21 protein-coding genes are annotated in these 23243 nt (G+C 62.5%); 12 read left to right on the top strand and 9 right to left on the bottom strand.

Annotated elements, in window-relative coordinates; translation table 11 throughout:
• Positions 1-2 precede the first annotated feature (2 nt).
• Entirely contained in the window at positions 3-428 is a 426-nt protein-coding gene (locus E0L37_RS06160) for a MerR family DNA-binding protein (protein WP_133490890.1), read from the top strand.
• A 183-nt stretch (positions 429-611) separates the two neighbouring features.
• Here the strand turns inward: E0L37_RS06160 and E0L37_RS06155 are convergent, their stop codons facing one another.
• Positions 612-2462, bottom strand: coding sequence for a sodium:proton antiporter (locus E0L37_RS06155; protein WP_133490889.1), 1851 nt, complete (start codon positions 2460-2462; stop codon positions 612-614).
• A gap of 560 nt (positions 2463-3022) precedes the next feature.
• On the opposite strand from E0L37_RS06155, the gene E0L37_RS06150 reads away from it, so the two are divergent.
• Positions 3023-4201 (top strand): multidrug effflux MFS transporter, encoded by a 1179-nt coding sequence (locus tag E0L37_RS06150; protein WP_133490888.1) that lies wholly within the window; start codon positions 3023-3025, stop codon positions 4199-4201.
• Positions 4202-4421: 220 nt separating this feature from the next.
• Here E0L37_RS06150 and E0L37_RS06145 read toward each other — a convergent pair whose 3' ends face one another.
• Positions 4422-6869 carry an ABC transporter permease gene (locus E0L37_RS06145; protein WP_240687431.1) on the bottom strand — a complete coding sequence of 816 codons (2448 nt, stop codon included), beginning with the start codon at positions 6867-6869 and terminating at the stop codon, positions 4422-4424.
• A complete protein-coding gene (locus tag E0L37_RS06140) occupies positions 6862-7536 on the bottom strand; it encodes an ABC transporter ATP-binding protein (protein WP_166643014.1) in 675 nt (224 codons plus the stop codon). The genes E0L37_RS06145 and E0L37_RS06140 overlap by 8 nt, the downstream gene beginning before the upstream one ends.
• Between E0L37_RS06140 and E0L37_RS06135 the strand changes: the two genes are divergently transcribed.
• Complete coding sequence (locus tag E0L37_RS06135; protein WP_166643013.1) at positions 7535-8149, top strand: arylesterase; 615 nt, start codon at positions 7535-7537, stop codon at positions 8147-8149. The two genes, E0L37_RS06140 and E0L37_RS06135, sit on opposite strands and share 2 nt — an antisense overlap.
• Complete coding sequence (locus E0L37_RS06130; protein ID WP_133490887.1) at positions 8146-8760, top strand: DUF924 family protein; 615 nt, start codon at positions 8146-8148, stop codon at positions 8758-8760. The genes E0L37_RS06135 and E0L37_RS06130 overlap by 4 nt, the downstream gene beginning before the upstream one ends.
• A 228-nt stretch (positions 8761-8988) precedes the next feature.
• On the opposite strand, the gene E0L37_RS06125 is transcribed toward E0L37_RS06130, so the two are convergent.
• Both E0L37_RS06125 and E0L37_RS06120 read right to left on the bottom strand, forming a co-directional pair.
• Positions 8989-11541 carry a DUF349 domain-containing protein gene (locus E0L37_RS06125; protein ID WP_133490886.1) on the bottom strand — a complete coding sequence of 851 codons (2553 nt, stop codon included), beginning with the start codon at positions 11539-11541 and terminating at the stop codon, positions 8989-8991.
• Positions 11542-11666: 125 nt separating this feature from the next.
• The gene (locus E0L37_RS06120; protein ID WP_133490885.1) at positions 11667-12557 is read right to left on the bottom strand and encodes an acyltransferase; all 891 of its coding nucleotides are present in this window, start codon (positions 12555-12557) and stop codon (positions 11667-11669) included.
• A 148-nt stretch (positions 12558-12705) separates the two neighbouring features.
• Here E0L37_RS06120 and E0L37_RS06115 point away from each other — a divergent pair, with 148 nt between their 5' ends.
• Together E0L37_RS06115 and E0L37_RS06110 are read left to right on the top strand one after the other, a co-directional pair.
• Positions 12706-13887, top strand: a complete 1182-nt coding sequence (locus E0L37_RS06115) for a CaiB/BaiF CoA-transferase family protein (protein WP_133490884.1) — start codon at positions 12706-12708, stop codon at positions 13885-13887.
• A gap of 53 nt (positions 13888-13940) precedes the next feature.
• On the top strand, positions 13941-14912 hold the full coding sequence (locus E0L37_RS06110) for a hypothetical protein (protein ID WP_133490883.1): 972 nt from the start codon (positions 13941-13943) through the stop codon (positions 14910-14912).
• A gap of 19 nt (positions 14913-14931) precedes the next feature.
• Here E0L37_RS06110 and E0L37_RS06105 read toward each other — a convergent pair whose 3' ends face one another.
• From E0L37_RS06105 to E0L37_RS06095, 3 genes are all read right to left on the bottom strand, one after another.
• Positions 14932-15597, bottom strand: a complete 666-nt coding sequence (locus tag E0L37_RS06105) for a TIGR04211 family SH3 domain-containing protein (RefSeq protein WP_201303731.1) — start codon at positions 15595-15597, stop codon at positions 14932-14934.
• Between the two features lie 132 nt (positions 15598-15729).
• Positions 15730-16029, bottom strand: coding sequence for a YciI family protein (locus tag E0L37_RS06100; RefSeq protein ID WP_133490882.1), 300 nt, complete (start codon positions 16027-16029; stop codon positions 15730-15732).
• Complete coding sequence (locus E0L37_RS06095) at positions 16007-16648, bottom strand: inner membrane-spanning protein YciB (RefSeq protein ID WP_133490881.1); 642 nt, start codon at positions 16646-16648, stop codon at positions 16007-16009. The genes E0L37_RS06100 and E0L37_RS06095 overlap by 23 nt, the downstream gene beginning before the upstream one ends.
• A gap of 149 nt (positions 16649-16797) precedes the next feature.
• Between E0L37_RS06095 and E0L37_RS06090 the strand changes: the two genes are divergently transcribed.
• The 6 genes from E0L37_RS06090 (at position 16798) to rluB (ending at position 22281) form a co-directional block, all read left to right on the top strand.
• Positions 16798-17673, top strand: a complete 876-nt coding sequence (locus E0L37_RS06090; protein ID WP_133490880.1) for a PHP domain-containing protein — start codon at positions 16798-16800, stop codon at positions 17671-17673.
• Positions 17670-18293: an L-threonylcarbamoyladenylate synthase gene (locus E0L37_RS06085; RefSeq protein ID WP_133490879.1), complete on the top strand. Its 624-nt coding sequence runs from the start codon at positions 17670-17672 to the stop codon at positions 18291-18293. The genes E0L37_RS06090 and E0L37_RS06085 overlap by 4 nt, the downstream gene beginning before the upstream one ends.
• A 94-nt stretch (positions 18294-18387) precedes the next feature.
• Entirely contained in the window at positions 18388-19602 is a 1215-nt protein-coding gene (locus E0L37_RS06080; RefSeq protein WP_133490878.1) for a tryptophan--tRNA ligase, read from the top strand.
• A 69-nt stretch (positions 19603-19671) separates the two neighbouring features.
• Positions 19672-20586 (top strand): ScpA family protein, encoded by a 915-nt coding sequence (locus E0L37_RS06075; RefSeq protein WP_133490877.1) that lies wholly within the window; start codon positions 19672-19674, stop codon positions 20584-20586.
• The gene (scpB, locus tag E0L37_RS06070) at positions 20583-21446 is read left to right on the top strand and encodes an SMC-Scp complex subunit ScpB (RefSeq protein ID WP_133490876.1); all 864 of its coding nucleotides are present in this window, start codon (positions 20583-20585) and stop codon (positions 21444-21446) included. Before E0L37_RS06075 ends, scpB begins: the two co-directional genes overlap by 4 nt.
• A complete protein-coding gene (rluB, locus tag E0L37_RS06065; RefSeq protein ID WP_133490875.1) occupies positions 21439-22281 on the top strand; it encodes a 23S rRNA pseudouridine(2605) synthase RluB in 843 nt (280 codons plus the stop codon). Before scpB ends, rluB begins: the two co-directional genes overlap by 8 nt.
• A 189-nt stretch (positions 22282-22470) precedes the next feature.
• Here the strand turns inward: rluB and E0L37_RS06060 are convergent, their stop codons facing one another.
• Positions 22471-23187, bottom strand: coding sequence for a 16S rRNA (uracil(1498)-N(3))-methyltransferase (locus E0L37_RS06060; RefSeq protein ID WP_133490874.1), 717 nt, complete (start codon positions 23185-23187; stop codon positions 22471-22473).
• Between the last annotated feature and the right edge of the window lie 56 nt (positions 23188-23243).

The raw sequence follows: 23243 nt of genomic DNA, 5'->3' as shown, positions 1-23243 counted from the left end.
CCATGCGCGTGACGGATCTGGCACGCCGCGCGGACACCACCACGGAAACCGTGCGTCACTACACCGACCTGGGATTGCTCGCGCCGCGCCGCAATCCACACAACGGCTATCGGGAATACGGTGTCGAGGATTTGCGCCGGTTGTGCTTCGCTCTCAAGGCCCGCAGTCTGGGTTTCACGCTCAGTGACGTGGCGGAATTGATGTCCGCCAGTGGCGCCGGCCAGACGCCGTGCCCGCGAGTGCGTGATTTGATCGAGACCCGGCTTGCAGAGGTGGAGGAGAGGATTCAGGAATTGCAGGCGCTGAGTCTGCGCATGCGTCAGGCAATGGAGGCCTGGGAAGACACGCCGGATCGCCATTTATCCGACGGCCGTATATGCGGACTGATCGACTCCTTCGAGCGGATTGGCGAGGAGATATCGCCCTAATCTCCGACACTCCCATCGGGGCCGTTATTGGCGAGCAAGCTCGCTTCCCACAGAGTGGGCTATAAAGCCGCTGTGGGAGCCGAGCTTGCTCGCGAATGGGGTTCGCCCAGGCGTTGAGCAATATTCGCTTGCAAGCAAGCTTCCCACAGCTGCTAAAGGTCACCTGTTTTTGTCCACTGCCTTTTACCCCGGCAGGGCAGAGCCATTGCCGTTGTCACCATTGTTTTTTTCCTTCGCCGTTTCCTTGGCGTCGTCCTCGCGGATCAGACCGAACAGTGACCAGCCGGACTTGGGTTCGGGACGGCTGTCGGCGCTGAAAACATGGATGCGATCACGGCTATCCACCGCGAACAGCGGCCACACCTGGCGATCTTCCACCTGCAGATAGGCGGCGTAATCGAATTCGTCGGTGAGGCGGGTCTTGCGCACTTCGGCACCCTGGCTGATCAGACTGGCGAGCCGGGCGTAGGTGAGATCCTCATCGAACAAAGTGCCGCCGCGATGCTGGGACGCAATCTCGTGTTTTTCTTCCTTGTCACCGGACCAGGGCAGGCTGTAGACATTGCGTTCGCCGAACTCCAGGCGGTAGCGCATGGTCGCCACCGCGTTCATTTCCCGTCGCGGGCTCATCGCCAGCAGCTTGCCGTAGCCCACCAGATCCAGGTACTGGTCGGCATGGCTGGAAACCGCGTTGCCGTAGTAAGTGGCCAGGCCGGCCATCCGCGCCGCGCGGATGTTCTCCCAACTGGAATCGGTGACCATGGCCGGGAAACCATTCTGATTGAGTGCCTTGCCGATGGCTCGAGCCACCGGATTGGCACCGATGATCAGGAAGCCGCGCGGCGCCGGTTCCGCCACTTTCAACAGCCGCGCCAGCGGACGCGCGGTCAGGCTTTGCAGCGCCACGGTGCCGATGATCACCGAGAAGGTCAGCGGCACCAGCAGCTCGGCGCCTTCCACGCCGTTGCTTTCCAGACGCTCCGCGAACAGGGCGGACACCGCCGCGGCGACGATGCCGCGCGGCGCGATCCAGGCGAGCAATGCTTTCTCCCGCCAATTGAGTTTGCTGCCCAGCGTGGACACCCAGACCGACAACGGGCGGGCCACCAATTGCACCACCAGCAACACCACCAGGGTGGCACTGCCCAGCTGCGCCAGCTGGGCCATGTCCAGGCGGGCGGCGAGGATGATGAACAGAACCGAAATCAGCATCACCGACAGGTTCTCCTTGAAGTGGAGAATATCGTCGGTGCGCACGCCCTTGAGGTTGGCCAGCACGATACCGGTGGCGGTGACCGCCACCAGCCCGGATTCCTCGCCAAGCCAGTTGGCCAGCACGAACTCGCCCACCACCACGGACAACACCAGGAAGCTGCGCAGGTATTCCGGGACCAGATGGCGCTTGAGCAGAAACGCCAGCATGAACGCCACCAGGGAACCGATCACCACGCCCAGCACCATGGACTGGGCGAATAACCAAAGGCCATGGAGCAGTGCTCCCTGGCCGGTGGCCGCCACCAGTTCATAGGCCAACACCACCAGAATCGCGCCGAGCGGATCGATGACGATGCCCTCCCAGCGCAGCAACCGTGACACGCTGCTGACCGGCCGCACGCTGCGCAACAGCGGAACGATAACGGTAGGGCCGGTGACCACCACCAAGGCACCGAACAGCAACGCCATATCCAGTGGCAGTTTGAGGAAATGCCAGGTGGCGGCGGTGACCACCGCCCAGGTGACCAGAGCGCCCCAGGTCACCAGTCGGCGTACGGTGCGCTCCAGACCGCGTATTTCATCGAATTTGAGAGTGAGCGCGCCTTCAAACAGGATGATCGACACCGCCAGGGACACGCTGGGCAGTAACAGGTCGCCGAACATGGCTTTGGGATCGATCAGCCCGAGGCCGCCACCGAGCAGCAGACCGGACAGCAGAAGCGGCAGAATCGCCGGCAGTTTGAGGCGCCAGGCGCCCCATTGGCATAGAAAGGCCACCACCACGATCAGGGCAAGCTGGATCGGAAGAGTCAGTTCCATGAACATCCTTTTACTGGCTTGGGAGTGCCCGGTGGCCCGGGGCATCTGCGCAAGTGTAGGGCCTCACTGGTCGTATCGGAACCGTCCGGGAGCATGGATTTTTCAATGGTTGCCGATGTCGGCCCGACGGATTGGGGCGATTGCGCCACGAAGCAGGGGAAATGGTGCCGACGGTGTTAGGGCCTGTTCATGCTATTTTCGTCCCGCCTGTTGCGGCTAAAACGTCACCAATCCAGGCGCGAGGAGAGAAGTTTGGTTGTTCCAAATGAACGACGAGTAACGTAGAGTGGTGACGTTTTAGCCGCAACCCGAAGGGCTGGAGCCCTTTTTACCTCCCGCGTCGTTGTCGGTTATTCATTTGGAATGACCAAACCGCGTGCCCTCCGCCTCGCTGGAGGCAAAAAGGGCATCCAGCAGACGGGATGAAAATAGCGTGAACAGGCCCTGATCTTGTGACTGCCCGGCCACGCTGGCCGGCGTCGCGTACCCCGCTTATACCCCTGGCGAACCCCGTGAGACCCGACGGGTGAGGAAAGCCGTTCGCCAAAAACGGAGCCTGTATGTCTGCCATTTCCCCCACGCGCCTGGCGATCATGCTGGGCAGTCTGGTGGCCCTCGGGCCGCTGGCCATCGATACCTATCTGCCGGCGCTGCCGACCATGGCCGATGACTTCGGCGTGGCGGTGCACGCGGTGGAGCTGTCGGTGAGTTTTTATGTGATCGGGGTAGCGCTGGGACAATGGCTGGGTGGTCCGTTATCGGACCACTTCGGGCGCAAGCCGGTGGCCTATGTGGGACTGCTGGTGTTCTTTCTCGCCAGTCTCGCCATCGCCGTCACCGAGAGTGTGCGGATGCTCTATCTGCTGCGGGTGGTCCAGGCCGTTGGTGGTGGCGCCACGGTGGTAATCTGCGCGGCTTCGGTGCGGGATCACTTCACCGGTCCGGATGCCGGCAGGGTGCTGACCACCATCGGCCTGGTGATGTTGATGGCACCGTTGCTGGCGCCCGCCATCGGCGCCGTGTTACTGAAACAACTGGGCTGGCAGAGCATCTTCGTGTTTCTGGCGGCTTATGCGGTGGTGGCGGTGCTGGTATTGCGGTTCGCGTTGCCCACGGTGATACCGAAGGTGGATCCGGAGCCGCTGCGTCATCGCATGTTCGCCGCCTATGGCCGGGTGTTGCGGCAACGGGTGGCGATGGGGTTCATCCTCGCCAACAGTCTGGGCTTCTCCGCCATGTTCATCTTCATTACCGACGCGGCGTTCCTCTACATCGATTATTTCGGTATCGATGAAACCCGTTTCCCGATCTATTTCGGCTGCAACATCGTCACCATGCTCGGTCTGAACCGGCTCAATGTGCTGTTGCTGCGCCGCTATCGCGGCGCCGACATTCTCGGCGTGGCGCTGGTGATTCAGACGTTGTCGGCGCTTGCTCTGCTGGTGCTGACGTTAACCGGGGCCTTATCGCTGTGGAACACGGTGCCCCTGATCATGATGGTGGCGGGTATGGGCGCGCTGATCATTCCCAACGCCATCGCCAGCTTTCTCGCCTACTTTGACAGTGATTCCGGCGCCGCCACTGGTCTCAATGGCTGCCTGCAGTTCCTGCTCGCGGGACTGATCGGCACCGGGCTGGGAATGATACATAACGGCACTCCATTGCCGATGACCGGATTGATGGCGGCGACGGCGCTGGCGGCATTGGGATGCTATTGGGGCCTGGCGCGGCGGAGCTGAGAATCGCCGGACGCGTGCTACAAGCCCGCTGTGGGAAGCTTGCTGGCAAGCGAATGTCCCAAACGTCGGAGGGCGGAATTCGCCAGCAAGCTGGTCTCCCACAGGCCCTGTCACGAAGCCGCTGTGGGAAGCTTGCTGGCAAGCGAATCTTTTGGGTCGAGAGCCCATTCGCTGGCAGTGGCCCACCGCCCGGACAAAGCTCCCACAGCGGGTCGATGTTTTAACCGCTCAACCGGGCCAGTGGCGGGCCGGTACGGTGGGGCAGAATCCGCTGTACCGCCAGCCACGGCAGCACCACCGCCCAGGGCAGCAGCATCCACGGAGACAGCGGCAGATCGCCGTCGAACATACGCTGCCCCAGCGGCCATAACGCCAGAAAATGCAGTACCAGTGCGAACACGGCGGCACCGCCCATCAGCCACAACTGCTCGATGACGGCCACCCGCCGCAACAGTGAGCGGCTGCCGCCGAGCACGCGCAACAGGGCATCGTCCTTCCGCCGCTGACCGCTGCCGGCGAGCCAGGCCGCGGCCATGACCAGGACACTGCTGGCCAGCAGTAACGCGGCGAGGGCGAGAGCGGCGCGGCTGGCCTGGGCAATCAGCGTCTGCGCCTGACCCAGCAGCGCGTTCACATCCAGCAAGGTGATCTGAGGAAAAGCGCGAATCAGATCGGGCAGGGCGCCACTGCCGGCTTCGTCCAGATAGAAGCTGGTCAGCCAGTAGCGGTCCTCGCCGTCCAGGGTGCCGGGGCTGAACATGAAGTAAAAATTAGGTTGGAAGCTTTCCCAATCCACCTCCCGCAGGCCAACGATGGTGGCGCTCAATTCGCCGGAGACACCGGTGAAGCGCAACTGGTCACCCACCCGCAGCCCCAGGGAGGCGGCCAGTTCTGATTCCACCGAGACTTCGCCGGGCCGCTCCGGATCGAGCCAGCGCCCGGAAGCGATCTGGTTGCTGGCGGGCAGCGTGTCGCCCTCGGTCAGGGACAGATCCCGGTTCAGCGCCCGCTCGCCTCGTTCCCGGTCATCGCTTTCCTTGGTCACCGCCTCGCTTACCGGTTGCCCGTTGACCTCCACCAGTCGGCCGCGCACCACCGGGTACAATTGCGGCGTTTCCGCGCCGTGACGATCCAGCCATTGGCGAAACGCAGGCAGGTCCGGTTCGAACAGGTTCAGCACGAAATAGTTGGGGGCTTTTTCCGGCAAGGTGGCGCGCCATTGGCTCAGTAATTGCTGACCCACGTGACTGGACATGGACATGATCGCCAGCGCCAACACCAACGCGGAGAGCATCGGAAGGGTAGTCAGCGGACGCCGGGACAGGCGCCGCAGCGCCAGTCTGGGCGCCAATGGCCAGCGGTCGCCAAGGCGGTCGGCCAGGCGTAGCGGTGCCCAGAGCAGCAATGGCAGCCCCACCGCCACCGCCACCATCAGCCCCAGCAACTGCAGCAACTCCATCAGCGAACCGGACAGCACCATGGCCACCAGCACCGGCGCCGCCAACGCGCCAACCAGATTGAGCCCGGTGCGGGCTACCGGCGCGGACGGTTCCGGTTGCAGGATCTGACGCGGAGGCAGATCCGCCAGCCGCCATAGACGGGGCAACGCGAACCCGGCCCAGATCACCAGCGGTGCCAGCGCCAGAAGCAACCAGCTACCTGGTCCGGGGCGCCAGCTCAGAGCATCACCGAGCCATTGTTGCAAGGCCAGAAACGCCGCTACCGCCAGCGCCAGCCCGGTAAGCATGGCCGGCAGCAGCGCGGTCAACTCGCGCGACAAGATCCAGCGCAGCACCTTGGCCCGGGAGGCGCCGAAGGTTTTCATCACCGCGCTGCGCCGGGCCTGCTCAAGGCTGCGCACGCCGGCGGCGAGATAGACCGCGCCGCCGCACAACAGCACCACCATCATCACCGCCAGTTGTCCCCACAGGGTCAGTTGGCGCAGTGGCCCCATGGAACGCAAGCCGGCGTTGTCGCGGGTTTCCAGTTCCTGGTTGGCGGCCAGTGTCGGCGTCAGTTGTTCGATCAGCGGCGCCATCGTCTCACCCGGCGCGCGCAGGTGCAGTTTGTAACGGGCGCGGGTGCCGGGGCCGATAATACCGGTACCCGGCACGTCGGCGAGATTCATCAGCACGCGCGGATTCATGCTGTAGAAACCGGCACCCTGGTCCGGCTCCTGTTCCAACACGGCGGTGACCCGCAATGGCAGGTCGCCAATGGTGACGGTATCACCGACCTGTTGTTCCAGCCGATCGAGAGCCGTACCGGCCAACCACACCTCACCGGGGGCGGGGCCATGATCGACCCTTCGCGGGTCACTGAAACGCTCTCCAGCCACCGCCACGGAACCATACAGAGGGTAGCCCTGGTCCACCGCCTGGACGCTGGCCAGAACGAAGGTGTCGTCACGCACCAGTACGCTGCTGAAGGTCAGGGTGTTGGCGCTGGCAAGATCACTGACCATGGCTTTTTGCCGGGCACTGGGCGGGGCACTGCCTTCCAGCACCAGATCGCCGCCAATGGCCTCGGCGGTGCGGGTGGCGAAGCGGTGTTCCAGCTCGCCCCGCAACAGCACCACGGTGGCGATGGCGAGCGTGGCCACCATCAGCGCCAGCGCCTGAATCCGGAACGCCGGGGAGCGCCAGGGACGCAGCAGTTGCTCAGTCACCGAGACGTCCCTCCACCAGTTGCCGGTGGCTGGCGCAATGGGCCGCCAGTTCCGGGTCGTGGGTGACCAGCACCAGGGCGGTGCCGTGATCGCGATTCAGACTGAACAGCAATTCGGCGATCTGGTCCCCGTTGGCCCGGTCCAGGCTGCCGGTGGGTTCGTCGGCGAACAATACCCGTGGCGCCATGGCGAAGGCCCGGGCCAGCGCCACCCGCTGTTGTTCACCGCCGGACAGTTGCGCGGGAAAATGATGTTGGCGTGCTTCCAGGCCGACCCGTTGCAACCAGTGGCGGGCTTTGTCGCGGGCCTCGCCGTCAGCGGCGATTTCCAGCGGCAGCATGACGTTTTCCACCGCACTGAGGTCGGCGACCAGATGAAAGGACTGAAACACGAAGCTGCAATACTGACCGCGCAGGGCCGCCCGGGTATCCTCGTCCTGGTCGCTGAAAGGTTGCCCGGCCAGCGTCACGGTGCCACCGGATGGCGTATCCAGGCCGGCCAGCAAAGAGAGCAGGGTGGATTTTCCGGAACCGGACGGGCCGGTGATGGCCAAACTGTCACCGGGGGCGATCTCCAGATCGATACCGTGCAGCAAGGTCAGGTCGCCTTCCGGGGCGGCTACTGTTTTGGTTAACCGTTGAGCCACGAGTACAGGGGAAGAAGCCATGTCGAGGTGCCTGTTGGTCATATTGTTGTTCCTCGCGCCTATAGTGGGCCGCGCGCAGGGCATTGTGGTGCTGGGCGACAGCATCAGCGCCGGCTACGGTCTGCAGGAAACGGAGGGTTGGGTGCACCTTCTCGGACAACGACTGGCAAGTCAATGTTCCGCGATGCCGGTGATCAACGCGTCGGTGAGTGGTGAGACCAGTGACGGTGGTGTCAGCCGCCTGCCGGCCTTGTTGGAGAGGCACCGGCCGGACGTCCTGGTGCTGGAGCTGGGCGGTAACGACGGCCTTCGTGGCCTGCCGCCGAGCCGTCTGGCCGGTAATCTGGAAAAAATGGTGTCCCTGGGGCAGCAGGCCGGGGCCCGGGTGGTGCTGCTAGGAATGCGTATTCCACCCAACTATGGCCGTGCCTATACCGAACGCTTCGAGGCGGTGTTCAAGCAGGTGGCGGAAGACAATGAGCTGCCCTGGGTGCCGTTTTTCCTCGACGGCGTGGTGGAAGCGGGCCAGATTCAAAGCGACGGCATTCACCCCACCGCCGAAGCCCAGCCAACCCTGCTGAATAACGCCTGGCCAATCTTGCAGGAAATATTACCGAAGGACTGCCGACAATGATGAACTTCGATGTGCCTTACAACGATATCCTGGACTTCTGGTTTGATGAACCGGATCAGAGCGGCTGGCCGCCAGGGGAGTGTGAACGGCGATGGTTCTCCGGCGATGTCGCTCTGGATGCACGCATTCGCGAGCAATTCAGTACTCGTTTGCGGGCGGCGTTGGACCGGGAACTGGTGGCCTGGGAACGCCATCCCCGCTCCCGGCTGGCGCTGATTCTGCTACTGGACCAGTTCAGTCGCAATGTTCATCGCGGTGAGGCGGCGGCTTTCGCCGGCGATCATCAGGCGGTCACGCTGACCCTGGAAGGCATCTCCACCGGCATGGAAATCAGTCTGCCCTGGGCCGGGCAGGTATTCTTTTACATGCCGTTGATGCATGCCGAGGACCTGGGCCTGCAAAACCAGGGCATCGCCTGCTTCCGCGCTCTGCTGGAGCGCGTTCCGGCACACCTGAAAAACAAGATTGAAAACAACCTGACCTTCGCCGAGGAACACCGTGACATCATCGCCCGTTTCGGACGCTTCCCCCACCGCAACGCGGTACTTGGCAGGGAAAACACGGCGGAAGAGAGCGTGTTCTTGGAGGGGGCTAAGCGATATGGACAATAAAAAGGCAGTGAATAGTTAATAGTGAACAGTGAAGAGAGGCGCGAATTAGGCAATTTCGTCCTCAGGCCATAGGGGCCGCGCTCAAAACCTAGCGAGCCCCCTCCGCTCTCAAAGGCAAATAAACCACAAACTAGTCAATTAAGATCGGGAATAGCGAATTTGCAAATAGCCTTTGCAGAATCGCATTTTTTTGCTGTTAACCATTCACTATTCCCTGTTCCCTGCTTTTTATGGCTGCATCGCTTGCAAGGCGGCTTGCAAGCGGCGCGCCAGCTCGGTGTCCAGCGGGCCGTCGGGGCGGGTTTCCAGCAGTGTCAGGGCCTCGTCCAGGGGGGAGGTGTTGGCGCCTTTCATGGCCCGGGGCAATTGCTCCAGTTGCCAGCCCAGCCGCCGTTCGCGGGCGTGCTCGGGACTGTCAATGCCGGCCAGGGCTTCCAGCGCCACCGTCAGGGTCTGGTCTTCTTCGCTGGGCTCTCCGTCGGGGCTGGCCTCGACGCCCAGAACCGCCCGTTGCCAACGGCGCCAGCGTGGCAGGGCCGCCAGGCGCTCCTGAATCTGATCCCGCAGGCGCCGGAACTGACGCTGGCCGGGCCGGCCCAGAGTCGCTTCGTCCAGCTCATTGAGGGCCGCCGCCTGATCGCGCAGGGCGCTTTCGTCCTGGCTGGCGAGTGGTTCCTCGAGGGCCGCCGCCACTTGTTCCAGCACGGCCAGGCCCTCGCTCTGTTTCTCTTCAAGCTCGGTGCGGCGCTGTTCCATGCGCGCCTGCCGGGCGCCGAACAGGTCGTCCATGATGCGGCGGAAACGCTTCTGATGCGGACGATGCCGGCCCGGCGGCAGCCAGCCGGCCTGGCGCCAGCGTTTTTGCAACTGCTGCGCTTCCCGGGTGGCGCCGTCCAGGTCTTCCTGGGCGAGCAGAGCCTCGGCTTCGCCGATCATGTTCTGGCGCTGCTGCTCGGCCTCCCGCCAGGCGCCTTCCAGCTGCTGATCGATTGCGGAAAGCAGGGTGGAGAACCGTTTCTGTACATCCCGGGCATCGGTGAACCGGACCGGTTGTATTGACTTCCACTCTTGCGGCGCCTGCCGGCGGATCTCCCAGACCGCCTGCCAGTTGGCCCGCTGCCAGTCCTGGGCGGCGACGAAGTCCGCCAGTTGGCGGCACAACTGTTCCCGGCGGCGCAGGTTTTCCGCCCGTTGTCCGTCGAGCTCACGGAAGTGGGCCCGGCAGGGTTCATAGGCCTGATCGGAGGCGGCTTTGAAGCGGTCCCATTGAGCTTGATCCTGGTCCTGGTCGGAGCTCATCAGCTCACGCCATTCATCGTGCAACGCCTGGATCGCGCTGGCTTGTTCCTCGGGGTCCAGATCGCCGCCGATCAAAGCCTCCATCTGTTCGCACAATTGGTCCTTCTTCGGCTGAGCGGCGAAGGCATGCCAATCGCGCAGTTCGTTGCGACGCTCTTCCAGGCGCTGCAGTTGTTTGCTTAGCCAGACGTCGTTTTCTTCTTCAAGTACTGCCTCAGCTTTCAGCCATAACCTATTGGCATGCTTTAAATTGCCTTTCTGAAGCTCCCGCCGTAACGCCACCACCAGACCCTGATGGGCGCTGCTGCCGGCTTTGGCGGCGGCGGGACGTGTCGGAGCCGGTTCCGGGTCAGGGACGGGGCGCTGTCGCAGGGTCCTGGGTGCCGGGATCTTGCGCGGCCACCGTTGGGAAAGGGTTTCCAGCAGCTCGCGGTCCTCGCTCTGGCTCTGCTCGGCCAGCGCGATCAGGTTCCGCCATTGCTCCAGCAACTGCTGGAAATGCTGACGTTCGCCTTCTTCCACCGGTAGCTCCTCGGCGGCGGCCAGCCAGCGACGTTCCTGGGTGCCGATGGCGGAACGCAGGGCGCCAAGCTGTGTGTCCCAGGTGTCCTCGGTCACGTCATCCAGTAATTGCCGCAGCGTGGCCAGGGCGGCACGGCGTTCGCCGAGGGCGGCCTCACGGGCCTGTTGCTCCCGCGCCTCGGCGGCTTGTCGCGCCAGACGCTGATGGGCTTGTTCCAGCGCTTGCGTGGCGGTGCGGGTGTGCTCCTCGCTGGCGTGCTTGGCCAATTCCGCCCAGCGCTGTTCCAGTTGCTGGAGGCGCGCCTGGTAAAGGCCATCGGCGGCCCGCTGCGCATGTTGTCGAAGGGCTTCCGCCACCGCCGCGCCGTCCTGCTCCCGTTTGCGGCGGTCCTGTTCGGCTTGCTGGTGGTCACGCAGCCAGTCACGGGCATGGCGCACCACGCGCTTGTCACGTCCTTCCTTGGCCAGACGTTTGAGGTGCTCCGCGCTTTCCAGGCGCTGGGCGGCGGCCAGGCGCAAGGCTTCATCGTGGCCGTGCAAGGCCACATCGCACAAGCTGTCCGCGTCGCTCAGTGAGGTCAGCGCGGTCCGCCGGCTTTCGCTGTCCACCCCGTTCTGGGTGACATGATAAAGCACCCTGGCGTTGCCGGTATGGCGCAACAGATGCAGCCGGGTATCGAGATCCGGGCCGTCCGACACCGCGCCGGCAAGCAAGGCCATCATCCGTTCGGAAGCTGCTTCGCGCACCACGTCGCTGTGGCTGTCGCGGGTCAAGGTATCGAGCGCGGTCAGGTCCAGCAGCCGCCGCGTGGCGCTGGCCCGCACCTCTTCATTGGTGTCCTCGCGCGCCAGACTGGCCAGGAGGTCGGCCTGTTGTTGAGGGTCGAGCGTATCTACGGCCGCCTTGCGAACAGCGGCGTCTCGGTGTTGCCACCGGGGTTTGAATAGTTTGCCGAACATGGGCGTCCCGTGGGAAAGAAGTCACCAGCATCGAAGGCGCCCGTTTGACGGGCGCCGTTCGTGATTATCGCGGCCAATGAAATCCGCTGGCCGCCTTTTGACGCATACTATAGGCAAAGACCGGGTCAGGCGGAAAGGTGGGATTGTATCAGCGCGTCTTTTTCCGCCCAAATATCGCTGATCCAGTTCTGAAAGCGCTGCCGGAACGCCTCGTCGTTCTCATAGTCGCCCTGGTTGGCCCAATCCGGAATCGGACGCTGGCGAACGATGACCTGGACCTTGTCCATGGCGCCACCGAGGAACGCCAGCAGGGAGCGGTCGGTTCCGGGCGGGTAGACGATGGTGATGTCGAGCAGGGTGTGCAACTGCCCCCCCATGGCGCTGAGGGTGAAAGCGGCACCGCCTGCCTTGGGTTTGAGCAGGTGACGGTAGGGCGATTGCTGCTGGTCGTGCTTGTCGCGGGTGAAACGAGTGCCTTCGAAGAAGTTCATTACCGATACCGGATAATGAGCGTACTTCTCGCAGGCGCGCCGGGTGGTGTCCATGTCCTTGCCGCGCAGTTCCGGATTGCGGGCGATCTGTTCCTTGCTGTAGCGCTTCATGAACGGGAAATCGAGTCCCCACCAGGCCAGTCCCAGCAGCGGTACCCAGATCAGTTCCTGTTTGAGAAAGAACTTCAGTGATGGCACCCGCCGGTTGGTGACTTTCTGTAACACCAGGATGTCCGCCCAGGACTGGTGATTGGCGGTAACCAGGTACCAGTCGTCGCGGCGCAAGCCTTCAAGACCCTCTACCTCCCAGCGCAAACCGCTGCTGATGCCGATGATGAGGTTGTTGATCGTCATCCAGGTTTCCGCCACCACCACCAGGGCCCGGGACAGCCTGATCCGGACGCTCCGCCAGGGGAGAATCAGTTTGATCAGTGTCAGTAGATAGAACGGGCAAATGATCACCATGGTGCTCAGAACGATGCCAATCAGCGCCAATATGCCGCGAATTTTGTTGTATACGGTCATGAATAGGTTCGAATGGGAAAAACCGCGATGCTAACGGACTTGCTGGTCAAAGTCCCATGTCCATTTCGGCCACTTTGACGATCATCCTGGCCATTGGCGCCGCGCGACGAAGGCCGTACCCTCATGCCCGAAAACAAGGAGCAAACGTATGACCGGCCCCCTCAATTCTTTGAAAGTTCTGGATTTTTCCACGCTGTTGCCGGGCCCGTTCGGCACCCTGATGCTGGCCGACATGGGCGCCGATGTGTTGCGCATAGAGTCTCCCACGCGTCCGGATTTCGTGCGGCTGCTGCCGCCCTCGGTGAACGGTATGTCCGCCGCTCACGCCTACCTCAATCGTTCCAAACGGGCCATGGCGCTGGATCTGAAGCGGCCCGCGGGCATTGAAATTGTTCACCGGCTGGTGGGTGACTATGACATCGTGGTGGAGCAGTTCCGTCCCGGAGTGATGGACAAGCTGGGGCTGGGTTACGAGGCGCTCAAGGCGATCAATCCGGGGCTGATTTATTGCTCGATCACCGGCTACGGCCAAACCGGCCCTTATCGGGATCGGGCCGGTCATGACCTCAATTATCTGTCCATCGCCGGGATGACCGGCTACAACGGCCGGCGCGATAGCGGGCCGGCGCCAATGGCATGCCAGGTGGCGGATGTGGCGGGCGGTTCCTGTCACGCGGTAATGGCGATACTGGCGGCGGTGATCCATCGTCAGCAAACCGGCGAAGGGCAGTATCTGGACATCTCCATGACCGACGCCGCGTTCAGCCTGCATGCACTGACCGCGCCGGGCGCTCTGGTCGCCGGCGAGGATCCGGAACTGGAGAGGACCAAACTCAATGGTGGCAGCTTCTACGATTGCTATCGCACCGGCGATGGGCGCTATCTGTCCGTGGCCGGTCTGGAGCCGCAATTTTTCAGCCGTTTCTGCGAAGCGATCCAGCGTCCGGACCTCACCGCCAAGGGATTGAGTTTTTCACCGGAGGTGGTGGATGAAGTGAAGAGCGCCATCGCCGAAGTGATCGGTGCGCATCCTCTGGATCACTGGTTGCAGGTATTCGCCGATGTGGATTGTTGCGTGGAGCCGGTGCTGAGTTTTTCCGAAGCGCGTGAGCATCCGCAGTTGAAGGCCCGGAATATGGTGGTATCGGTGCCTGACGGGCACGGTGGCGAGCAGCCGCAGGTAGCTTCGCCGTTTCGTTTCTCCGCGACGCCGGTGGGGTATCGTTTCACCGGCGTTGCTCTGGGGCAACACAACGAGGACGTCCTGCGGGAGCAGGGCTTCACCGATGAGGATGTGGCCCGCTTGCGTGAGGCCGGTGCACTGGGCTGATTCAGGGGATCGGGTTGATTCCCGGCGCCGCGCGGCGGCGCTATGCTGGCCCCATGAGGCGAGTTTTGTGGCTGGGCGTGCTGGTATTGAGTGGGGCGGTTCGCGCGGAGTCGTTGGATAGCTGTTACTCCGGCGCCAACGATACTCTGGTGGACCGCACCCACGGTTGGCTGTCGCGCACGCTGTGCTGGCCGAGCCGCTGGGTGGATGGCTTTTTCGACGATCCGGTGCGCGGCAGCAACGAGCCGGCCGCCAGCCGGGTGCGTGTTACCGCGGAGCAGGTGTGGCGCGACGATAACGACGATGCCAATGATGTGGACGTGGACGCACGGGTCTGGCTGCCCAGCGCCGAGCGCCGTTTCTCTCTTTTGTTTCGTAACCAGGACGATGAACGGGGCAGGGATGCGCCGGTGGCTCGGGAACTCCCCTCGGGTGAACGTGATGACGGCTTTCGCGGTGCACTGCGCTGGGTTATCGATCACTCCGACGCCATGGATCTGGATCTGGATGCGAGCGTGCATTCCGATCTGACTGCCTCCACCCGCTTGCGTTACCGGCGTCTGTACCCGTTGTTCAATGAAACCGCCTGGTTGCGCTACACCCAGCGTTTCTATTGGCGTGATCCGGAAGGTTGGGGCAGCCGCTCTCTGGTCGAAGTGGATCGTCCGCTGACGTCGACCACCAGCCTGCGTTTCTCCAGTGAGGTGAGTTATACCGAGGAACTCAATGAGGAGGGGCTGGGGATGGGGTTGTTTCAGGGCGTCAATCTGTTCAAGCGCTTCGATCATCGCTCGGCGCTGGATCTGGGGTTGGCGGTGGGTGGATACAGCAAACCGGGGGTGGTGGAGAATTACCGGATCTACGCACGCTATCGCCGCAATGTGTGGCGGCCCTGGTTATTCATCGAGGTGGAGCCTTTCGTGCTGTGGCCTCGGGAGTATGATTATGAGGGTATCAATGGCGTGGTGGTGCGCCTGGAGACGCTGTTTGGCAGCGAATGGTGGCGGTCCGATCACAAACCGTGATTGGTGTGCCAGCAGCGGATCAGTTGGCCCAAGTGCTTCGCTTGCGGCCGGACTTGGATTTCAGCAGCAGCCCGCCGATGGCACCGAGCAACAGGATGCCAACGCCGGTAATCCACTTGCGAGAAGTGTTGTCGTTGCGCAGAAGGGCATTCTCGGCCTTCACCTGGTCCAGTTCCGAGCGCAGCATGCTCAGCTCCTCGTTGAGGCGGCGGTTGGCCTGATCCAGACGGATCGGATCGGCGGCCACGTTGCGCAACTGGTCCAGCTCATTGCCGCGGGAGGTCAGAGAAGAACGCAGCTCTTCCACTTCACCACGCAGCGCGTCACGTTGACCTTCCAGTTCCGCCACTTGCCGGCGCAGATCACTGGCGGTGCTGGTGGCTTTCTCGGTGTCCTGGGTCAGCTTTTGCAGGCGCAGAGCCGCGGTGGGGGTGCGGCTGATGTACTGCTTTTCCACATAGCCCTCCCGGTCGCCGTAGCGGATGTGGATCCAGTCTCCCTCTTCGCCAAGCAGCTCCACCCGGGTACCGCTTTTGATCCCTCTGTGCACAATGCGGTAGCCAGTGCCGGCGCCGGCTCGCATGGGGACATAGATTTCATCGTCGATCCAGGCCGCGGCGGCGTACACGGGGGCTGGCAGGCACAGCGCCAGCAGCAGTAAGCCGCTTAACCATCGATTTTGCATTCACGGGTCTCCTTGTTGTGCGGCGTGAGTAGTACGGCGCCATGAAGAGCAAGCGCGGCGGCTATTCTTGCCGAAACAAGCGCGCTTCGCCGTAGTGCCGCGTACAGTATTTGTAAAAACGATCAGTGGTTCTCAGGGCAGAACCTTCTTGAAGGGTTTTACCTGAACATGACGGTATACGCCGGCATCCACATAAGGGTCGGCATCGGCCCAGGCCCGGGCTTGTTCCAGAGAGGGAAATTCCGCCACCACCAGGGAGCCGGTGAAACCGGCTTCCCCGGGGTTGTCGCTATCCACCGCCGGCAACGGCCCGGCCAGCACCAACCGGCCTTGGTCTCTGAGTGTTTCCAGACGCGCCAGATGCGCGGGGCGCGCGGGCGTTCTCAGGGGCAGGGAATCAGGCACGTCCTCACTGATGATCGCGTAAAGCATCGTTGTCCTTGTCGTCGGGCTTTTTGTCGTTGGCGTCGCCGTGAAACAGACTCTTGCGGTCGGCTTCCGGCATGCGCTTGTAGAAATAGGCAAAAGCGGCCAGATAGAACACCATCTGGATCGCGGTGAAACCGAACAGTTTGAAATTCACCCAGAAGTCGGTGCTGAAATTGAAGGCGATGTACAGGTTCAGCAGGCCGATGAAAATAAAATACAGCACGAAAGCCAGGTTCAGTCGTCGCCAGTCTTTCGCTTGCAGAGTGACGACTTTGCCAAAGGCGCTGCGCATCAGGCTTTCACAGAGACGTTGCAGGAGATTGCGGTGTTTCAGGAAATGCCCCACGGCCAGAATCGCCGCCAGCACGAAGCTGATGATGGAAGGGCGCCATTTAATGAAGACATCATTGTGCAGCGCCAGGGTCAGGCCGCCGAACACCAGAGTGATGGCCAGCACCACCAGATGCAGACGGTGCCAGCGCTTCCAGATCAGGCGACCGGCGATGACCTGGAAACTGGTGGCGCCAAGCAGCCCCCAGGTGGCCAGCATGATATCCCGGCCACTAATGAAGTAGAGACCGAAAAACACCACCACGGGCAAGTAATCAAATAGGGTTTTCATGGCGACATTACTTTCATAGCGACGTTGTCCTCCCGGAGGACGCATGTTATCGGGAAGCGCGGTACAAATCACCCGCCGTTGCCCGGGATGGGGATCGGTCGGCGGTTATGATAGTGTGCCACCACCATGAGCGCCCGTCTGGAGGGCTAATGTACCAGTGTCCGGATTTTCATTCCCACAGCCGTGCCTCCGATGGCCAGCTTACTCCGGCGGAGCTGGTGTCGCGGGCGGCGGAGTACGGTGTGGATGCGCTGGCGCTGACCGATCACGATACCCTGGCCGGCCTGCCGGAGGCGCGCGCCCGGGCCGCGGAAGTGGGGTTGGAGCTGGTGCCGGGTATTGAATTGTCGGTGCAGTGGGACAACCGCGAAATCCATGTGGTCGGACTGTGGCTCGATGAGGACAATCCCGTGCTCAAGGCCCGGGTGGCCAGCCAGATGGACGCTCGCCGTGAGCGCGCCCGCCGTATCGGTGCCCGCCTTGACCGTGCCGCCGGACTGACCGGCAGCTATGACAAGGCCTGCGCCCTGGCGGACAGTGATGCTCCCGGCCGGCCCTGGTTCGCGCGCATGCTGATCAGCGAAGGCAAGGCCCGGGACAACCAGCACGCCTTCAACCGCTTTCTCAAGAAAGGCCAGTCCGCTTACGTTTCCACGCCCTGGTGCACGCTGGAGCAGGGCGTGGCGGATTTGCTGGCCGCCGGCGCGGTGCCGGTGCTGGCCCATCCGCAGGCTTACAACATGACCCGCAAACGTCTGCGGCAGCTGGTCGGCGCCTTCCGTGATGCCGGTGGGCTGGCGCTGGAGGCGTTGATGCCGGGGCTGACGCCGGCGCAAGGCGCGCTGCTTGAAGAATGCTGGCGTCACTTCAGCCTGGCGGTGTCCGGTGGCAGCGATTTTCATTCCCCGGAGCAGAAATGGCTGCGGCTGGGCGGGTTGCCGCCATACCCGAAGGACGCGGTCCCGGTATGGGCGGCCCGGGACCTTGCGTCGGCGCGCCAAGCGGCGGACAATCCGCGCCCATGACCACCGTACTGCACATTCACCCGGAAGATCCGCAACCGCGCCTGATCAGCGAAGCCGCCAAGGTGCTGCGCCAGGGCGGGCTGATTGCCTATCCCACTGACACCACCTACGCACTGGGGTGTGGCATTGGAGAGAAGGCGGCGCTGGACAGGCTGATTCGCATCCGCCGACTGGACGATAAACACCAGTTCACTCTGTTGTGTCCGGACCTGTCGGTGCTGGCGCTGTACGCCAAGGTGGACAACCCGGACTATCGTTTGCTCAAGGCGCACACGCCGGGCGCCTACACCTTTATCCTTCAGGGCACCAGTGAGGTGCCACGGCGGCTGATGCATCCGAAGAAGCGCACCATCGGCATCCGGGTGCCGGACCATCCGATCTGCCAGGCGCTGTTGGCGGAATACGGTGAGCCGATCATGACCAGTACCGCCCATTTGCCGGACGATGAATTTCCGCTCACCGACCCTCAGGATGTTCGTGACTTCCTCAATAACCAGGTGGATCTGGTGATCGACGGCGGCTTCTGCGGTATTACCGAAACCACGGTAATCTCTCTGGTTGATGGCAGCGGGCCGGAAGTGATCCGTGAAGGGGCCGGGCCGCTGGACGCCATTTTCTGAACCCGGCGGGGTACACAATCCGTGCACCCTGTCCCTGGGCACCTTCTTCGCCTTATAATCGCTGGCTTTCACGCCTATACGACAGGAGTCGGTTTTGAGTTCCGTGGTTCCCGCCCAACGAGTGGTTTCCGGCATGCGCGCCACCGGCCGTCTGCACCTGGGTCACTATCATGGGGTACTGAAGAACTGGGCACGTCTGCAGCACGAGTACGAGTGTTTCTTTTTCGTCGCGGACTGGCATGGCCTGACCACCGAATATGAAAATCCGGGTAGCATCGAGCAGCACACCTGGGATCTGGTAGTGGATTGGCTGGCCGCCGGTGTCAACCCGGGTTCCGCCACGCTGTTCGTACAGAGCCAGGTGCCGGAGCACGCGGAGCTTCACCTGCTGCTGTCGATGATCACGCCGCTGTCCTGGCTGGAGCGGGTGCCGACCTACAAGGACCAGCAGGAAAAGCTCAGGGAAAAGGATCTGAGCACCTACGGCTTCCTCGGTTACCCCCTGCTGCAGGCCGCGGATATTCTGATTTATCGGGCCGGGCAGGTGCCGGTGGGGGCCGATCAGGTGGCCCATGTGGAGCTGACTCGGGAAGTGGCGCGCCGCTTCAACCACCTCTATGGCCGTGAGCCTGGGTTCGAGGAGGCGGTGGCCGCGGCGATCAAGAAGATGGGCAAGAAGCAGTCCCGCATCTACTTGAATCACCGCCGTCAGTATCAGGAACAGGGTGATGAGTCGGCGTTGGAAACCGCCAGGGCCTTGGTCCAGGACCAGCAGAACATTACTCTGGGTGACAAGGAGCGGCTCTACGGCGACCTGGAAGGCGGTGGCAAGGTGATCCTGCCCGAGCCCCAGGCGCTACTGACTCCGGCTTCGCGCATGCCGGGCCTGGATGGTCAGAAAATGTCCAAGTCCTACGGCAACTTCATCAGCCTGCGCGAGGAGCCCGGGGAAGTGGAGAGCAAGATTCGGCGCATGCCCACCGACCCGGCCAGGGGGCGCCGCAGCGACCCCGGGAACCCGGATAATTGTCCGGTGTGGGAGTTTCATAAAGTTTACAGCGACGACGCCACCCGCGATTGGGTGCGCGAGGGCTGCACCAGCGCGGGGATCGGCTGCCTGGACTGCAAAAAGCCGGTGATCGAGGCGGTGCAGGAGGAAGTGGAGCCGATCCGTAAGCGGGCGGAAGAACATTTGCGTAATCCGGACCTGGTGCGGTCGGTTCTCTCCGACGGCTGCGAAGAGGCCAGGGAACAGGCCCGCGCCACTCTGGAAGAGGTGCGGGCTGTGATGGGATTGCACTATCGATGAATCAAGCGTTGATGAACCAACCGACGATGAAGCGAACTTGGATGACCATGTGCCGATGAGCGTGGTGCGATGAACAATCCGAACCCAGTGGACAATCCGCTGATGCCACCGCCTGCTCCGCAGCAGGCGGAGATGCCCTTTGGGTTGATCTATGGCAAGGCGATCACCAAGCTGCCGGATGATCTGTACATCCCGCCGGACGCTTTGGAAGTGTTCCTGGAGGCTTTTGAGGGGCCGCTGGATTTGTTGCTGTACCTGATCAAGCGGCAGAACCTGGACATCCTCGACATTCCGGTGGCGCAAATCACCAGCCAGTACATGGAATACGTCGAGCTGATGAAGGCGCTTAATCTGGAGCTGGCCGCTGAATATCTGGTGATGGCGGCGATGCTCGGTGAGATCAAATCCCGCTCGCTGTTGCCGCGCCCGGCCAGTGAGGGCGAGGATGAAGGCGAGGACCCCCGAGCCGAATTGATCCGCCGGTTGCAGGAATACGAGCGATTCAAGAAAGCGGCGGAAGATATCGAGGCGCTGCCCCGGCTGGAGCGCGATATCCATCTGGCCGCCGCCCGCCGTCCGGAGTATGTACGTGAGAAGTCGCAGCCGGACGTGGATATGCGCGAATTGCTACTGGCGCTCAAGGAAGTGCTGCACCGGGCCGACATGTTTGAGAGCCACCAGGTGTCGCGGGAAAAGCTGTCCACCCGCGAACGCATGGCGAATGTGCTGGATCGCCTGAAGGGGCGGGAATTCGTACCCTTCGTGGAATTGTTCGACGCCGAGGAGAGCAAGCTGGGCGTGGTGGTGACTTTCCTGGCGGTGCTGGAACTGGTCAAGGTGTCACTGGTGGAACTGGTCCAGAACTCGCCGTTTTCACCAATCCACATCAAGGCGAAAACGGTGACGGTGGAAGAGTCTGATGTGATCGCGCAACTGGAACTGGATGATGACATCCCGGACGCCGAACAAGGGAGCGAGGCATGAGCGAACTGTCGCCGGAGCGGATCAAAAGCATTCTGGAAGCGGCGATTCTGGCCGCCGACGGCCCGCTGGACCGGGATACCATGCTGACGCTGTTCGATGAACAGGATTGTCCCAGCAAGGCGGATCTGAGCCGCTTGCTGGAATCGCTGGGCGAGGATTATGCCGAGCGGGGCATTCAACTGAAGGAAGTCGCCACCGGCTTCCGTTTCCAGGTGCGCACCGAACTGGGGCCCTGGGTCAGCCGCCTGTGGCAGGAAAAGCCGCCCCGCTACAGCCGGGCGGTATTGGAAACGCTGGCGTTGATGGCTTACCGCCAGCCGATCACCCGCGGCGAGATCGAAGAGATCCGTGGCGTTTCGGTGAGTTCTCATATTATTAAGAGCCTGATGGAACGCGGCTGGGTACGCGTGGTCGGACACCGGGATGTGCCGGGCCGGCCGGCGATGTTCGCCACTACCCGCCAGTTCCTCGATTACTTCGATTTGAAGAGTCTGGACGAGCTGCCGCCATTGGCGGAGATCCGTGACCTCGACAAGCTCAACGAGGAGCTGGCGCTCAGTGATGCGCCGTCCGAGAACGAGCCTGTGGCGGAGGGGGAAGACGGAGACGAGGCCGGACCGGACAACGCCAACGTGCTGGCATTGAATATGCACGATGAGCCGGAGATCGACGAATCCACCCTGATGAGCATGGAAAAAGTGGATTCGGTGATCGCCAATTTTGAAGCGGAATTCCGCCGCCGGCCGGATTCGGGTGCATCGGAAGAGGAGGGCGCTTCTCCCGATGAGCAGGACCCGGAACCACCGGAGCAGGAGGCGGCCGACATGACGGCCGATGAAGAGCGTTCGCCCAATGAGTGAGAAGTTACAGAAGGTGCTGGCCCGCGCAGGGCTGGGTTCACGCCGGGAGCTGGAGGTCTGGATCGCCGACGGGCGAGTCTCCGTGAACGGCAAGGTGGCGACCCTGGGAGACCGGGTGGAGCCAGAAGATGCATTAAGAGTGGATGGCAGGATCATTCGAGTGAAGCCGGAAGAAGAGATTGTTCGACGCGTGATCATTTATCACAAGCCCGCGGGGGAGGTGTGCTCGCGAAATGATCCCGAAGGCCGGCCCACGGTGTTTGACAATCTGCCGCGTCTGCAGGGTATGCGCTGGGTGCAGGTGGGACGGCTGGATATCAATACCACCGGCCTGATGCTGTTCACCACCGACGGAGAGCTGGCGCACCGCCTGATGCACCCGTCCAACGGCTTTGTTCGCGAGTACGCGGTGCGTATCCGGGGCCAGCTCTCCGACGAGCAGCGCGGTGCGTTGCTGGAAGGGGTGATGCTGGAAGACGGTATCTCCAGGTTCGACAGCATCGAGGAAGCGGGTCATAACGAAGATGCCGCCAACCGCTGGTACAAGGTGTCACTCACTGGCGGTAAATACCGCGAAGTGCGTCGCCTGTTTCAGTCCCAGGGCCTGGATGTGTCGCGGTTGATGCGGATCCGCTTCGGTGACCTGACGCTGCCGTCCAGCTTGCGCATGGGGCGCTGGCAGGAACTCACCGAGGAAGAGATTCGACCGTTGCTGGACAGAGTGGACCTGAAAGGCAAGAAGTACACCGGGCTCTATGGTCGGGCGCGATTGCGTCATCAGCGTGGCGGTAACAAGCCACCGCGCAAGCCAAGGCGCAATCCTTACCGTCGCTGAGCACCGAGGAATATGGTGCCTTGCAAGCTCTGGCGCGCCATTCGCGGCAGGTTGGCTCCCACGGATCGTGCTACGAAGCCGCTGTGGGAAGCGGCCTTGGCCGCGAATGCCCCCGTTGGCCATTCGCTTGCAAGCAAGCTTCCCACAGCGGCTTCGCAGTCCGGGTATTGAGTCGAAACTGTGATTCTGTCAGGGCAGGCGCATCAGACTCCCCACCAGGGCGGGCAGGGCGGTCTCCACGCGCAGAATGCGGCTGCCGAAGCGGTGACAACGGAACCCGTGAGCTTCCAGCAGTTCCACCTCGAACGGGGTCCAGCCCCCTTCCGGGCCGATGGCCAGGGTCAACGGTCCCTCCTGCTGATGGGGCAGGTCCGCATGGTCGCCGGGGTGGGCCAGCAGCCGTTCTCCGGGGCCGGCCCAGGCATCCAGCTCATCTTCCACGAAAGGACGGAAGCGCGGCGCCAGGCGTAACTCCGGCAAGCGGGTGTCCATCGCCTGCTCCAGTCCCAGCAGCAGCTTTTCCCGCAGCAGGTCGGCCTTCAGATTGGGGGTGCGCCAGTAGCTCTTGTCCACCTTCCAGCTGTTGATCAACACGATCCGTTTGATGCCCAGGCTGGCGGCGTCCACCAGCAGCCGCTTGAGCATCTTGGGGCGGGGCAGAGCCAGCAGCAGGTTCAGATCAAGCGGGGGAGGAGGGGGAGAAATAACTTTAAAAAAAATCGTTATCTCATTGTTTTTTATGGATTCCAGGCGGGCTGAACCTATGTCTCCGTTGAGCACGCCGGCACGGCATTGATCCCCCTCGCTCAATTTCAGCACCTGGCGCACGTGCTCGCCCTGGCGGGCGTCGAGCCGCCAAAACGGGCCTTGCAGATGTTGTTCCGGGTGCAGGAGGAGCAGATTCATGGTCGCGGATTATGACACAATCCTCCCGCTTCATGGCGGTTCTGGCCCTATGCGCT

Source organism: Alcanivorax sp. 24, from assembly GCF_004360225.1.
Classification (GTDB): Bacteria; Pseudomonadota; Gammaproteobacteria; order Pseudomonadales; family Alcanivoracaceae; genus Alloalcanivorax; species Alloalcanivorax xiamenensis.
Note: the sequence above shows the minus strand (reverse complement) of the source record. Positions and strands in the feature narration are given on the sequence as shown.

Coding starts and splice junctions, on each gene's coding strand:
- rluB (WP_133490875.1), top strand. CDS start 21,439: ATGAGTGAGAAGTTACAGAAGGTGCTGGCCCGCGCAGGGCTGGGTTCA.
- E0L37_RS06150 (WP_133490888.1), top strand. CDS start 3,023: ATGTCTGCCATTTCCCCCACGCGCCTGGCGATCATGCTGGGCAGTCTG.
- E0L37_RS06110 (WP_133490883.1), top strand. CDS start 13,941: ATGAGGCGAGTTTTGTGGCTGGGCGTGCTGGTATTGAGTGGGGCGGTT.
- E0L37_RS06130 (WP_133490887.1), top strand. CDS start 8,146: ATGATGAACTTCGATGTGCCTTACAACGATATCCTGGACTTCTGGTTT.
- E0L37_RS06060 (WP_133490874.1), bottom strand. CDS start 23,187: ATGAATCTGCTCCTCCTGCACCCGGAACAACATCTGCAAGGCCCGTTT.
- E0L37_RS06140 (WP_166643014.1), bottom strand. CDS start 7,536: ATGGCTTCTTCCCCTGTACTCGTGGCTCAACGGTTAACCAAAACAGTA.
- E0L37_RS06090 (WP_133490880.1), top strand. CDS start 16,798: ATGTACCAGTGTCCGGATTTTCATTCCCACAGCCGTGCCTCCGATGGC.
- E0L37_RS06075 (WP_133490877.1), top strand. CDS start 19,672: ATGAACAATCCGAACCCAGTGGACAATCCGCTGATGCCACCGCCTGCT.
- E0L37_RS06105 (WP_201303731.1), bottom strand. CDS start 15,597: ATGCAAAATCGATGGTTAAGCGGCTTACTGCTGCTGGCGCTGTGCCTG.
- scpB (WP_133490876.1), top strand. CDS start 20,583: ATGAGCGAACTGTCGCCGGAGCGGATCAAAAGCATTCTGGAAGCGGCG.
- E0L37_RS06100 (WP_133490882.1), bottom strand. CDS start 16,029: ATGCTTTACGCGATCATCAGTGAGGACGTGCCTGATTCCCTGCCCCTG.
- E0L37_RS06160 (WP_133490890.1), top strand. CDS start 3: ATGCGCGTGACGGATCTGGCACGCCGCGCGGACACCACCACGGAAACC.
- E0L37_RS06125 (WP_133490886.1), bottom strand. CDS start 11,541: ATGTTCGGCAAACTATTCAAACCCCGGTGGCAACACCGAGACGCCGCT.
- E0L37_RS06095 (WP_133490881.1), bottom strand. CDS start 16,648: ATGAAAACCCTATTTGATTACTTGCCCGTGGTGGTGTTTTTCGGTCTC.
- E0L37_RS06120 (WP_133490885.1), bottom strand. CDS start 12,557: ATGACCGTATACAACAAAATTCGCGGCATATTGGCGCTGATTGGCATC.
- E0L37_RS06085 (WP_133490879.1), top strand. CDS start 17,670: ATGACCACCGTACTGCACATTCACCCGGAAGATCCGCAACCGCGCCTG.
- E0L37_RS06155 (WP_133490889.1), bottom strand. CDS start 2,462: ATGGAACTGACTCTTCCGATCCAGCTTGCCCTGATCGTGGTGGTGGCC.
- E0L37_RS06135 (WP_166643013.1), top strand. CDS start 7,535: ATGTCGAGGTGCCTGTTGGTCATATTGTTGTTCCTCGCGCCTATAGTG.
- E0L37_RS06115 (WP_133490884.1), top strand. CDS start 12,706: ATGACCGGCCCCCTCAATTCTTTGAAAGTTCTGGATTTTTCCACGCTG.